The sequence below is a fragment of the Pseudomonas asplenii genome, assembly GCF_900105475.1.
GTDB lineage: Bacteria > Pseudomonadota > Gammaproteobacteria > Pseudomonadales > Pseudomonadaceae > Aquipseudomonas > Aquipseudomonas asplenii.
The window spans coordinates 784602-796752 of sequence record NZ_LT629777.1; the positions used below are offsets into that span (position 1 = coordinate 784602).

11 protein-coding genes are annotated in these 12151 nt (G+C 63.2%); 6 read left to right on the forward strand and 5 right to left on the reverse strand.

Translation table 11 applies throughout. The annotated features are described in order from the left end of the window. Positions 1–26: 26 nt before the first annotated feature. From BLU37_RS03570 to BLU37_RS03580, 3 genes are read right to left on the reverse strand one after another with little or no spacing between them, the layout of a single operon-like run. Entirely contained in the window at positions 27–1376 is a 1350-nt protein-coding gene (locus BLU37_RS03570) for a TolC family outer membrane protein (RefSeq protein WP_090202333.1), read from the reverse strand. Positions 1377–1378: 2 nt separating this feature from the next. Continuing rightward, positions 1379–2749, reverse strand: coding sequence for an HlyD family type I secretion periplasmic adaptor subunit (locus tag BLU37_RS03575; protein ID WP_090202335.1), 1371 nt, complete (start codon positions 2747–2749; stop codon positions 1379–1381). Continuing rightward, positions 2742–4463 (reverse strand): type I secretion system permease/ATPase, encoded by a 1722-nt coding sequence (locus tag BLU37_RS03580; RefSeq protein ID WP_090202336.1) that lies wholly within the window; start codon positions 4461–4463, stop codon positions 2742–2744. Before BLU37_RS03580 ends, BLU37_RS03575 begins: the two co-directional genes overlap by 8 nt. 344 nt (positions 4464–4807) lie before the next feature. Between BLU37_RS03580 and BLU37_RS03585 the strand changes: the two genes are divergently transcribed. Further along, the gene (locus tag BLU37_RS03585; RefSeq protein WP_010445096.1) at positions 4808–5356 is read left to right on the forward strand and encodes a tetratricopeptide repeat protein; all 549 of its coding nucleotides are present in this window, start codon (positions 4808–4810) and stop codon (positions 5354–5356) included. Positions 5357–5413: 57 nt separating this feature from the next. On the opposite strand, the gene BLU37_RS03590 is transcribed toward BLU37_RS03585, so the two are convergent. Beyond that, on the reverse strand, positions 5414–5740 hold the full coding sequence (locus BLU37_RS03590; RefSeq protein WP_010445098.1) for a DUF1820 family protein: 327 nt from the start codon (positions 5738–5740) through the stop codon (positions 5414–5416). 136 nt (positions 5741–5876) lie between these two features. Between BLU37_RS03590 and miaB the strand changes: the two genes are divergently transcribed. From miaB to lnt, 5 genes are all read left to right on the forward strand, one after another. After that, positions 5877–7205, forward strand: coding sequence for a tRNA (N6-isopentenyl adenosine(37)-C2)-methylthiotransferase MiaB (gene miaB / locus BLU37_RS03595; protein ID WP_090202338.1), 1329 nt, complete (start codon positions 5877–5879; stop codon positions 7203–7205). Between the two features lie 192 nt (positions 7206–7397). Then, entirely contained in the window at positions 7398–8405 is a 1008-nt protein-coding gene (locus BLU37_RS03600) for a PhoH family protein (RefSeq protein WP_010446699.1), read from the forward strand. After that, on the forward strand, positions 8398–8856 hold the full coding sequence (ybeY, locus tag BLU37_RS03605) for an rRNA maturation RNase YbeY (RefSeq protein ID WP_010446700.1): 459 nt from the start codon (positions 8398–8400) through the stop codon (positions 8854–8856). The genes BLU37_RS03600 and ybeY overlap by 8 nt, the downstream gene beginning before the upstream one ends. A gap of 43 nt (positions 8857–8899) precedes the next feature. Continuing rightward, entirely contained in the window at positions 8900–9739 is an 840-nt protein-coding gene (locus BLU37_RS03610) for an HlyC/CorC family transporter (RefSeq protein WP_090202341.1), read from the forward strand. A 14-nt stretch (positions 9740–9753) separates the two neighbouring features. Further along, the gene (lnt, locus tag BLU37_RS03615) at positions 9754–11277 is read left to right on the forward strand and encodes an apolipoprotein N-acyltransferase (RefSeq protein WP_090202343.1); all 1524 of its coding nucleotides are present in this window, start codon (positions 9754–9756) and stop codon (positions 11275–11277) included. 86 nt (positions 11278–11363) lie between these two features. Here the strand turns inward: lnt and BLU37_RS03620 are convergent, their stop codons facing one another. Continuing rightward, positions 11364–12134, reverse strand: a complete 771-nt coding sequence (locus BLU37_RS03620) for a YdcF family protein (RefSeq protein ID WP_010446704.1) — start codon at positions 12132–12134, stop codon at positions 11364–11366. Positions 12135–12151 lie beyond the last annotated feature (17 nt).

Sequence of the window (12151 nt, forward strand, 5' to 3'; positions counted from 1 at the left end):
CCGCCGGAACCGCGACCCTGGAGCCGTCAGAACAGACTTTGCACCTGCTCCAGGACCGCCCGGCTCATCTGGCCGGTATGACTGTGCAGGCTCACATAGCTTTGCAGCATGTCCAGCTTGGTATTGAGCAGGTCCCGACGCGCCTGGAACAGCCGCTGTTGGGCATCAAGAATATCCACCGTGGAGCGTACGCCGCCCTGGAAACCCTTTTCCGTCGAAATCAGCGCCCGCTGGTTGGACTCCACCGCTCGCTGCATAGCCTTGCTCTTGGCGAACCCGGTCACCACCCCCAGGTAATCGGTTTCAATGTCTTCGGCCAATTGTTGGCGCTGCACGTCGTAATCGGACCGGGCCCCGGCCAGTTGCGCCTCGGCCTTTGCCACCGAGGCACGCACCGCACCACCGCGATACAACGGCACTTCCAGCTGCACGCCCACGTAGTAGCTGTCCTGGCGCGGATCAAGTTCGTGGTACTGGCGGGTTTCCCGGCGGGTCAACTGGGTGGTCAGAGACAAGGTCGGATAATGTCCGGCGCGCTGGCTGTCGGCCTGTGCCTCGGCGACTTTCACCGCCGACAGGCGGGCCGCCAGCTCGGGGCTGGCGTCGCGGGCAATCGCCGCCCAGTACGGCAGGTCCCGTTCCGCCGGGATCGGGCTGCTGGCGGCCAGTTCCTCGCGCATCGGCTGGATATCCTCGATGGGCACATTGGCACGTCCGGACAACGCCCGTAATGCCGCCCCACGCCGAGCATCGGCTTCGGCCTTCTGTACCTCGACCAGATCCAGCCGCGCCCGGGCCTCATCGATATCGGTGATCGCGCCCTGGCCGCCCTCATAGAGTTTTTTGCTCTGGATGACCAAAGCGTTGATGGCTGCTTTCTGCTGGGCGATCAACTTGATCTCGTTTTCGGCCCGGGCCACCTCGAAATACCCCTTGGCGACCCGGTCGTACAGGGTCTGGCCGGCAACGTCGAACTGCAGGCCACCCAATTGCCCACGGGCTTTGCCCTCCTCGTATGCCGCCCAGCGCCCCTTGTCGTAGAGCGGTTGTTGCGCCGCCAGGGTGATATTGTCGGCCTGGTAATCGTTGCTCCCGACGTAGCGGTTGTCGTCGCCACCATCGGTGCGCCCGCCCCGGCCATAGCGCGACGTCAGCGATACTTGCGGATAGAGACCACCGCGGCCGATCGCGGCCTCATGCCGCGAAGCCTCATAGGCATGGGTGGCCGACTGCAGAGTCGGATCGTTGAGGCGCGAGGCATCGTAGACGGCGGTCAGGCTCAGCCCCCCATCGGCAGCCCAGGCGGGCAGGAGCGCGACCCAACTGCCATACAGGCTTAACAGGACACAGCAGCGGTAGCGGCTACGGTCGATCATGCTCATTCTTCCTTGAAGGCAGCCAGCAGGCGCTCACGCAAGGGTTTCATCAGGTAATTCATCAGCGTCCGCTCCCCCGTCACTACCGTGACATCGGCGAGCATGCCGGGGCGCACCAGCAGACCGGCGTTCTGCAGCGCGGCGACCGTGTCGGCGGCAATCTCGATCTTGGCGGAAAAGTACGGACGATGGGTCTGCTCATCGAGCAGTTGGTCTGCCGACACAGTGGTCAGCATGGCGGTGACCGTTGGCGTATCCACCCGCTGCAGCGCGGTAAAATGCACATGCACGGGCAGTCCCGGGCGCAGTTTGTTGGACATCAGCGGCTCGAAGCGTGCCGTGATCGCCATCGGCGCCTCCAGCGGCACCACCTGCATCAGGGTTTGCCCGGCCTGCGCAACGCCCCCCTCCGTATGCAGGTTTACATCCATGACCTGTCCGGCGACCGGTGCGCGGATCGCACCGTTGTCGACCTCGAACTGCAAGGCACGGATCTGATCGGCATAACCTGCCGCCTCGGCGGAGACCTCGCTGAGCTGGGTCTCGGCATCGCGGCGGAACTCCTGTTGTGTTTGCAACGCCTTGAACCGACTTTCGTTGATCGCCTGGCGGGTCTTGCCGATATCGCCCACGGCAGAGGCGATCTGCCCCGCCAGTTGCGCGGCATTGCGCTCGGCCTCGAAGAGTTTGTTGCGCGGGACATAACCTTCACGAGCCAGGTCGCGCAAGCCTTCGAGTTCCTGTTGCTGGAAGCGTATCTGCGCATCGTAGTTGCGCTTGACGCCTTCATAGCCGAGCAATTGCTGGCGCAACGCCGCTGCTTCAAGCTCGATGATCTGCAAGCGGCTGCCCAGCTCCGCGCGGCGGCTTGCGAACAATTGGCCCTGCAGCGCCATCGCTGCCTTGACCTGCGGCTCGGCGGCCCGTTCCAGCAGTTCAACCGGCCACTGGATCTCGGCGTTGCCCAAGCGTTCGGCAATCAAGCGGGCCTCGATGCTGCGGTCGTTGAGCAACTTGCCCAGGGTCACGTCCAGGTGCGACTGCGCCTGCACGGTATTGAGCTGCACCAGCAGTTGGCCACGGGCGACACGATCGCCATCGCTGACCAGCAACTGCTCCACCACGCCCCCCACCAGCGACTGCACGGACTTGCGCTCCCCGGCCACCACCACGGTACCGCTGCCCGTCACACCCTGATCGAGCGGCGCCAGGCAAGCCCAGAGCAAAAAACCGCCGAGCGCCAGCACCAGGAAACCCACGCCATGCCGCGCCGCGCGCGCGGCATCGGTACTGGCGCCGGGCAGTGCATGGGGGCCAGGCACGCTCAACGCCTGCTCGCGGGAAGCGTCCGCACCCGGTGTCAGGTCATGCATCTTCGCCGGCCTCCCTGACGACCGCCGGCCTGTGCCCCGGCATCAGTGCCTTGAGCACCCGATCCCGTGGGCCGAACGCTTGCTGGGTACCGTCCTTGAGCAGCAGGATATGATCGACCAATGCCAGCACACTGGGCCGATGGGTGATCAGCACCACGGTGCTGCCGGCGCTTCTGAGCATGCCGATGGCCCGTACCAGCGCCAGTTCGCCGGCTTCGTCAAGGTTGGAGTTGGGCTCGTCGAGCACGATCAGCGACGGCTGTCCGTAGAGCGCACGAGCCAGGCCGAGGCGTTGCTTCTGGCCACCGGACAAGCCGAGACCGCCAGGACCCAGCGGCGTGTCATAGCCCTTGGGAAACCTCAGGATCATTTCGTGGACAGCCGCCTGGCGGCTGGCGGCGATGACCTTGCCGGCATCCTGTTCGCCAAAACGGGCGATATTGTCGGCCACGCTGCCGTCGAACAATTCGATGTCCTGGGGCAGGTATCCCAGGTGGGGCCCCAAGGCCTCGGCAGACCACTGGCCGATCTCGGCCTCATCCAGGCGCACCGAGCCGCCCATGGCCGGCCATACGCCGACCAGCGCGCGGGCCAGCGTCGATTTACCGCTGGCGCTGGGGCCGATAACCGCAAGCACTTCGCCCTTGTCCAGGCTGAAATTGATGCCCCGCAAAATCGGCTGCGAAGCACCGGGCGGCCCGACATACAGCTGTTCCAGGCGCACCACGCCGGTAGGCGGCGGCAGCGGCATGCGTGGGCGATCGCGCGGGTACTGGCCAAGGAGCTGGGCCAGACGCTGGTAGCTCAGGCGTCCGGCATTGAACTGTTTCCAGGAGCCGATGGCAATTTCCACGGGGGCCAGGGCACGCCCCAGCAGCAGCGACATGGCGATCATCATGCCTGCCGACAGTTGGCCTTCAAGCACCAGCAGCGCGCCCAAACCCAGGGACAGTGACTGCCCGGAAACACGCACGAATCGGGTCGTCGAGGTGATACCGGCGCTGCGGGCGCTGGCACGGGCCTGGGCCGCGACAATACGTTGTTGCAGCAGGCTCCAGCGCTGGCGCAATGGCCCCAGCAAGCCCAGCGCACGGATGACCTCGGCATTGCGCAGCGTGCTGTTGACATAGGTCGCCGACTGCACCCCCAGTCGATTGGCTTCCCCCAGGGGCGTCCGCGTCGCCAGCTCGCCCCACAGCGCCAGGCCGATCAGCACCAGGGCGAGCACCAGCGTCAGTACCCCAAACCAGGGATGAAAGATAAAGGCCACCAACAGGAAGATCGGCAACCACGGCGCATCGAGCAAGGCGATCAGGCCCTGGCCGGTGATCAACTGGCGCAACGTGGCCAGGTCGCTGAGCACCTGCGCCGGGTTGGCGTTGTGCTCGCGCAGGCTACGGGCGAAAGCGGCGTCGAAAATACGCTCGCCCAGCGCATTGTCCAAGCCGGCGCTCATGCGGATCATCACTTCACCGCGTACCCACTCGATCAGCGCACTGAACATGAACAGTCCGAGGGCAATCACGGTCAGCATGAACAGTGTGGTTTCGTTGCGGCTGGTGAGGACCCGGTCGTACACCTGCATCATGTACAGCGATGGCACCAGCACCAGCAGATTGATCACCCCGCTGAAGAGTGCCAACGACCAGAACACTCGGCGATAACCCAGCAGGGCGGCATCAATGTCCTGACGCGGATCGAGTAGCAAGCGCATAGAGAGTCAACCCGCAAGGAAGAAGAGTCCTGGGTTTTGCCCGAAGGCGTTCGTGCAATCGCATAAATGCAGCTGACGGAACGCTATCGGGATGACACTCGTCGCTATAGGTGCGAAATACTGACAACACCGTCGCGGGTTAGTGCCAGGGCGAGGAAACGAGTATCGATGTAGGTGACAGGCGGCAATTGCGTACGCGTGATCGGCAAAACAAGGCGATATAACGCCCGCGCAGCAGAAAAACGAGTAAAGACTTTGTAAGGTGGCCCTCGCTTATTTCATAATGCGCGCCATACACATCCCCTGGCCGGGTACGCCCGCCCTTCAGAGGTACGTCGATTCCCATGAACCGCACCGGCCGCGCCCTTTCACTGGGCTGCCTGTTGCTCCTTCAGCCGCTGCTGGCACATGCAGGCGGTAACTCGTTGCTGATCCCGGCAATGGGGCGTTGCACCCTCAATACACAGCCGCAGGATCTCGCCGAGGCGCTGGCAGCCTGCGAACAGGCTGCCAAGGGCGGGGATGCACAGGCGCAATACGAGCTGGGCGAGTTCTACTACGACGGCAAGAATGCCCCACGCGACCTCAACAAGGCCCTGAGCAACTTCGAACTGGCTTCGCTGCAGGGCCACGCCCAGGCACAGTTCAAGCTCGGCACCATGTTCTACAAGGGCGAAGGCGTACCGGCCAACAATGTCCAGGCCTATATCGTCCTGAAGATGGCGGCGGTCAACGGTGCCGAGGACGCGCTGGATGTCGCCGACGAAGTCGCGGCACAGATGCCACGGGATCAGTTGGAAATGGCGACCCAGGTACTGGGGCAGATCTTCCGCAAGTACCTGTTGGAACTGCAGACAGCGGACGGGCGGACGCCCTTTTCACCACTTCCCTGATGCTTTAGCGGGAGCCAGCCGGCTCCCCTCAGGAAGTGCCCAGCTTCAGGGCAGCGCTTATTTATCGGGCATCGGCATCGGAAACGGCGTGACGTTACCCATGCCCCGCGCTTCGCTGATCTTCGGTGTGCCCAGGCGCTCGACCTCATCGATCCGCACGATCGAGTGCATCGGCACGAAGCTGCGCAACACGCCTTCGAACTGGGCCTTGAGCTTTTCCTCCCCCGGATCGACCACCAACTGCGTACGCTCGCCAAAGACGAACTCTTCGACCTCCAGGAAACCCCACAGATCGCTTTGATAGATCTGCTTGGCGTACATCTCGAACACCTGGCCCTGGTTGAGGAAAATCACCTTGTAGATCGGGGTTTCACGTTTGCTCATGGTGGGCGGGCAACATATCGGGGCTATGGAAAGAGGGCGCGAACTATAGCATAGCCGCCGGACGCACAATGCTAGGAAGCGACCGCGATGACCCTTATAATGCGCGGTTCTTTGAATCACTCGATGACCCCGACCCATGGCCAAGAAGCTCTATATAGAAACCCACGGTTGCCAGATGAACGAGTACGACAGCTCGCGCATGGTCGACCTGCTGGGCGAACATCAGGCCCTGGAAGTCACCGCCCGAGCCGAAGACGCGGATGTCATCCTGCTCAACACCTGCTCGATCCGTGAGCGCGCCCAGGACCGGGTCTACTCCCAACTGGGCCGCTGGCGCGAACTCAAGGAAAGCAACCCGGACATGGTGATCGCCGTGGGCGGCTGCGTTGCCAGCCAGGAAGGCGAAGCGATCCGCAAGCGCGCGCCTTACGTCGACGTGGTCTTCGGCCCGCAAACGCTGCACCGCCTGCCGGAAATGATCGATGCCGCGCGCATCACCCGCCTGCCGCAGGTGGACATCTCGTTCCCGGAAATCGAGAAATTCGACCATCTGCCCGAACCGCGCATCGACGGCCCCAGCGCCTACGTCTCGGTGATGGAAGGCTGCAGCAAGTACTGCACCTTCTGCGTGGTGCCGTACACCCGTGGCGAAGAAGTCAGCCGACCGTTCGACGACGTGATCGGCGAAGTCATCCACCTGGCCGAGAACGGTGTGCGCGAAGTGACGCTGCTGGGGCAGAACGTCAACGGCTATCGCGGTGTCACCCACGATGGCCGTCTGGCCGACCTGGCGGAACTGATCCGGGTCGTGGCCGCCGTCGACGGTATCGAGCGCATCCGCTACACCACCTCGCACCCGCTGGAGTTTTCCGACAGCCTGATCCAGGCCCACGCCGAGGTGCCTGAGCTGGTGAAACACCTGCACCTGCCGGTGCAGTCGGGGTCGGACCGGATTCTGGCGGCAATGAAACGCAACCACACCGCCCTGGAGTACAAGTCCAAACTGCGCAAGCTGCGGGCCGCCGTGCCGGGTATCTGCATCAGCTCGGACTTCATCGTCGGCTTCCCCGGCGAAACCGAGAAGGATTTCCAGCAGACCATGAAGCTGATCGAAGACGTCGGTTTCGATTTTTCCTACTCGTTCGTCTACAGCCAGCGCCCCGGCACCCCGGCGGCGGACCTTGCGGACGACACCCCGGAAGAACTGAAAAAAGAGCGCCTGAACGCCCTGCAGCATCGCCTGAACCAGCAGGGCTTCGAGATCAGCCGACAGATGGTTGGTTCGACCCAGCGCATCCTGGTGACCGATTACTCGAAAAAAGACCCGGGCGAACTGCAGGGACGCACCGAGAATAACCGTATCGTCAACTTCCGCTGCGACAATCCGCAACTGATCGGCCAGTTCGTCGACGTCCACATCGACTCGGCGCAGCCGCATTCGCTGCGCGGTTCGATGCTGCAATAACAACTCCACGATCGATGAACCAGCGCCTGTGGCGAGCGGGGCGGTGCGCTGTGCCGACAAGCCCCCTCGCCACACAGTGAGGAAGCCTGCAACAAACGGGGACGTCTGTCAGACAGAAGCGCTTTCGTCCCCAGGCTGCTAGCGTTATCCTTGAACCCATCTCCATTGCCGTCGGGCGGCTGATAAACGACCTTGAACGCACCTATAGAACCCCATCGTTTCATCCTCGAACCTTTCGAGGCACATCGCTTCGCCAATCTGTGCGGGCAGTTCGATGAGCATTTGCGCCTGATCGAACAGCGCCTGGCCATCCAGATCCGCAACCGCGGCAATCAGTTCGAACTGATCGGCGAACCCAAGCTCACCACCTCCGCAGAACAACTGCTGCGCCGCCTGTACCGGGAAACCAAGGGGACCGAACTGTCTCCGGATATGGTGCACCTGTTCCTGCAGGAATCGACCGACGACGACCTGGCCAATAATCCGGTCGCCGAAGCCGCCGTGGCCCTGCGCACGAAAAAGGGCATGATTCGCCCGCGCGGCCTCAATCAGCAGCGCTACGTGAAGGAAGTGCTGGCCAACGATATCAACTTCGGTATCGGCCCTGCGGGCACCGGCAAGACCTACCTGGCAGTGGCCTGCGCCGTGGACGCCCTGGAACGCGAACAGGTACGTCGGATCCTGCTGGTCCGGCCGGCAGTCGAAGCCGGCGAAAAGCTCGGCTTCCTGCCCGGCGACCTGGCCCAGAAGATCGACCCGTACCTGCGACCGCTCTACGACGCCTTGTATGAAATGCTCGGCTTCGAGTACGTCGCCAAGCTGATCGAGCGCCAGGTGATCGAAATCGCTCCGCTGGCCTACATGCGCGGCCGAACGCTGAACAACAGCTTCATCATCCTCGACGAAAGCCAGAACACCACCGTCGAACAGATGAAAATGTTCCTGACCCGGATCGGCTTCGGCTCCACCGCCGTGATCACCGGCGACATCACCCAGGTCGACCTGCCGCGTGGCACCAAGTCCGGCCTGGCGCATGTCATCGAAGTGCTCAAAGACGTGCCAGGGATCAGCTTCACCCACTTCCAGCCCAAGGACGTGGTTCGCCATCCACTGGTGCAGCGTATCGTCGAAGCCTACGAGCGCTTCGAGAACCGCCCCGTCGAGCCGTCCCACGCCAAGGACAGCCCGCGCGATGCTTGAACTCGATCTGCAACTGGCCAGTGACGCACCCGTCCCGAGCGAAGCCGACTTGCGCACCTGGTGCGCCCTGGCCCTGCGCCAGCGCAGCGCCGACTCGGAGCTGACCATCCGCCTAGTGGACGAGGCCGAGGGCCGCGAACTGAACCATACCTGGCGACAGAAGGACTACGCGACCAACGTGCTGTCCTTCCCCGCCGATGTGCCGGACGAACTGCTGGATATTCCCTTGCTGGGAGATCTGGTCATCTGCGTTCCGGTGGTCGCCCGCGAGGCGGCCGAGCAAGGCAAGACACTGGAGGCCCATTGGGCCCATCTGGTCATTCACGGCTGCCTGCATCTGTTGGGTTACGACCACATCGATGACGAGGAAGCCGAGGAAATGGAAGCGCTGGAACGAGAGTTGCTTGCTGAACTGGGTCATCCCGACCCTTATGCCGATGACGAACACTGATCACTCAACTTATCACTCAATCAAGGGAAACGAGTAAATCGCTATGAGCGAAGACCGATCGAGCAACGGGCAGAAGTCCTGGCTGGGTAAACTGACCCAGGCTTTTGCCCATGAGCCGAAAAACCGCCAGGAGTTGCTGGAACTGCTGCGCGAAGCCCACCAGAACAAATTGCTGGACAGCGAAGCGCTGGCCATCGTCGAAGGTGCCATTCAGGTAGCCGACCTGCAGGTACGCGACATCATGGTCCCGCGCTCGCAGATGATCAGCATCAAGGCGACCCAGACACCCCGCGAATTCCTTCCCGCCGTCCTCGACGCCGCGCACTCGCGCTACCCGGTGATCGGCGAAAGCCACGATGACGTCATGGGCGTTCTGCTGGCCAAGGACCTGCTGCCGCTGATCCTCCAGGAGAACGGCGACGGGTTCAATATCAAGGATCTGCTGCGTCCGGCGACCTTCGTCCCCGAATCCAAGCGCCTGAACGTGCTGTTGCGCGAGTTCCGCGCCAACCACAACCACATGGCCATCGTGATCGACGAATACGGCGGTGTGGCGGGCCTGGTGACCATCGAGGACGTGCTCGAGCAGATCGTCGGCGACATCGAGGACGAGCACGATGTCGAGGAAGACAGTTACATCAAGCCACTGCCCAGCGGTGATTTCCTGGTCAAGGCGCTGACGCCGATCGAGAACTTCAACGAGTTTTTCGACAGCGAGTTCTCCGACGACGAGTTCGATACCGTGGGTGGCCTGGTGATGAGTGCGTTCGGTCATTTGCCAAAGCGTAATGAAACCACCGAGATTGGCGCGTATCGTTTCCGTATCCTGAATGCCGACAGCCGTCGAATTCATCTGATCCGCCTGACGCCCGTCAACCGCTAAGGACCGAAGCTCCCATGCTGCGCTTAACCCGTCCCGGCTGGCCCGGTAACCTGCTGGCCGTGGTGGCTGGCGCTCTGACTACACTGGCCCTGGCGCCGTTCGACATCTGGCCGCTGGCGTTGCTGTCGGTCGGCCTGTTCTATGCCGGCCTGCGCGAGCTTTCACCACGCCAGGCCCTGTGGCGCGGCTGGAGTTTCGGTTTCGGCCTGTTCGGCGCCGGCACCAGTTGGATTTATGTCAGCATCCACACCTACGGCGGTGCCTCGGTGCTGCTGGCCGGCCTGCTGATGCTGGCGTTCATCGCCGCCATCGCCTGGTTCTTCGCCCTGCCGGCCTGGGTCTGGGCACGCTGGATCCGCCGCAATGAAGCGCCCTTGGCCGACGCGTTGGCCTTCGCCGCCCTATGGGTTGCACAGGAAGCCTTTCGCGGCTGGTTCCTGACCGGTTTCCCATGGCTCTATTCCGGCTACAGCCAGCTGGACGGCCCGCTGGCCGGCCTCGCGCCGCTGGGCGGGATCTGGCTGATATCCTTTGCCCTGGCCCTGACCGCCGCCCTGCTTTACAACACCCGGCGCCTGCTCAAGGGCGGCCGCAAGGCGTTCATCGCCGCAGGCGTACTGTTGTTGGTCGGCCCATGGGCCATTGGCCTGGCACTCAAGCACCACGCCTGGACCAGCCCATCGGGCGAACCGCTGAGCGTTGCCGCCATCCAGGGCAATATCGAACAGAGCATGAAGTGGGACCCGGCGCAGCTCAATGCCCAGTTGGCGCTGTACCGCGACATGAGCTTCAGCTCCAAACGGGTCGACCTGCTGGTGTGGCCGGAAACGGCCGTTCCGGTGCTCAAGGAGTCCGCCGAAGGCTATCTGTCGATGATGGGCAACTTTGCCGCTGACCGGCATTCGGCGCTGATCACCGGCGTACCGATTCGCCAAGTGGTGCATAACGAGAAACGCTACTTCAACGGCATCGTCGCGGTCGGCGAAGGTGACGGAATCTATCTCAAGCAGAAACTGGTACCGTTTGGCGAGTACGTTCCCTTGCAGGACCTGCTGAGGGGCCTGATCGAGTTCTTCAATCTGCCCATGTCAGACTTCGCCCGCGGCCCCGCCGACCAGCCGCTGCTGCAAGCCAAGGGCTATCAGATTGCGCCGTTCATCTGCTACGAAGTGGTCTACCCGGAGTTCGCCGCCAGCCTGTCGGCACGCAGCGACCTGCTGCTGACCATCAGCAACGACACCTGGTTCGGCACCTCGATCGGCCCGCTGCAACATCTGCAGATGGCGCAGATGCGGGCGCTGGAGGCCGGACGCTGGATGATTCGCGCGACCAACAACGGCGTCACCGGGCTGATCAACCCGTTCGGCCAGATCACCGCGCAGATTCCGCAGTTCGAACGCGGCATCCTGTATGGCGAAGTGGTGCCGATGCATAACCTGACGCCGTACCTGCATTGGCGTTCGTGGCCGTTGATCATCCTGTGTGGTTTGCTGTTCGGTTGGGCACTGCTGGCGAGCCGGATTGCCAAGACGGTCTGAGACACACCGCCAACCTATTTGTAGGAGCGTCGGCCGGCCGCTCCTACAACGGTTGGCGGTGTGTTCAGGGCGGAGCCTGGAATATATCAGGGCGCAGCGCGATAAAAGAGCCGGTACCCCACCTGCCCCACCGCTTCATTGATCAATTGCCCGCTGCGCCAGATCGCCTTGAATTCCGGCATCCAGCCGCCCAGCGGGCTGGCGTTGTCGCGCCCGAGGAAGCCGACCGGCGCCGGCACCACGCTGAAGCCGGCCCGTTCAAAGCTCCACACCGCCCGCGGCATGTGCGCAGCATGGGTAACCACCACCACCCGCTTGATCCCCAACGGCGCCAGCAACTCATGACTGAACCGGGCGTTCTCCCAGGTCGTGGTACTGCGCTCTTCCAACCAGCGCACCACCACCCCGGAATCGTCACGCATCGACTCGGCCATCAACGCGGCCTCGCTGGGCGGTGTACCGTAATGCAGACCACCACTGGTCAGCACCGGCAAGCCCGAGGCCTTGGCCAGCCGTGCGGCATAACGCTGGCGCTCCAGGCCGATACCGGTCGGCTGGTCACTGCCCCAGGCCGGGTCGCCCCGCTCGCGCCCCGAGCCAAGCACCACGATGGCATCGGCGCGCTGCGCCAACCCCGCCCACTCGCCCTGCTCCAGCGGTGGCACGGTTTCGAGAGCGCGCGCGGACCACTCGACCACCACCGGCAGGCTGATCAGCCAGAAACCACCCAAACCCAGGCCAAAACACAGTGCCGCCAGACGTGGACGGCTGCGTCGCAGCCACCAGCCCAGCGCCAGCAACAGCAGTAACAGGCCGGGCGGCAGGAGCAATTGCTTTAGGATATAGCGAACGGGCATCGGGCACCTCCAGAAGA

What these genes read in the sequence shown, in the direction of transcription:
- BLU37_RS03570 (WP_090202333.1), bottom strand. Translation starts at nt 1,376, where the DNA reads ATGATCGACCGTAGCCGCTACCGCTGCTGTGTCCTGTTAAGCCTGTAT.
- BLU37_RS03575 (WP_090202335.1), bottom strand. Translation starts at nt 2,749, where the DNA reads ATGCATGACCTGACACCGGGTGCGGACGCTTCCCGCGAGCAGGCGTTG.
- BLU37_RS03580 (WP_090202336.1), bottom strand. Translation starts at nt 4,463, where the DNA reads ATGCGCTTGCTACTCGATCCGCGTCAGGACATTGATGCCGCCCTGCTG.
- BLU37_RS03585 (WP_010445096.1), top strand. Translation starts at nt 4,808, where the DNA reads ATGAACCGCACCGGCCGCGCCCTTTCACTGGGCTGCCTGTTGCTCCTT.
- BLU37_RS03590 (WP_010445098.1), bottom strand. Translation starts at nt 5,740, where the DNA reads ATGAGCAAACGTGAAACCCCGATCTACAAGGTGATTTTCCTCAACCAG.
- miaB (WP_090202338.1), top strand. Translation starts at nt 5,877, where the DNA reads ATGGCCAAGAAGCTCTATATAGAAACCCACGGTTGCCAGATGAACGAG.
- ybeY (WP_010446700.1), top strand. Translation starts at nt 8,398, where the DNA reads ATGCTTGAACTCGATCTGCAACTGGCCAGTGACGCACCCGTCCCGAGC.
- BLU37_RS03610 (WP_090202341.1), top strand. Translation starts at nt 8,900, where the DNA reads ATGAGCGAAGACCGATCGAGCAACGGGCAGAAGTCCTGGCTGGGTAAA.
- lnt (WP_090202343.1), top strand. Translation starts at nt 9,754, where the DNA reads ATGCTGCGCTTAACCCGTCCCGGCTGGCCCGGTAACCTGCTGGCCGTG.
- BLU37_RS03620 (WP_010446704.1), bottom strand. Translation starts at nt 12,134, where the DNA reads ATGCCCGTTCGCTATATCCTAAAGCAATTGCTCCTGCCGCCCGGCCTG.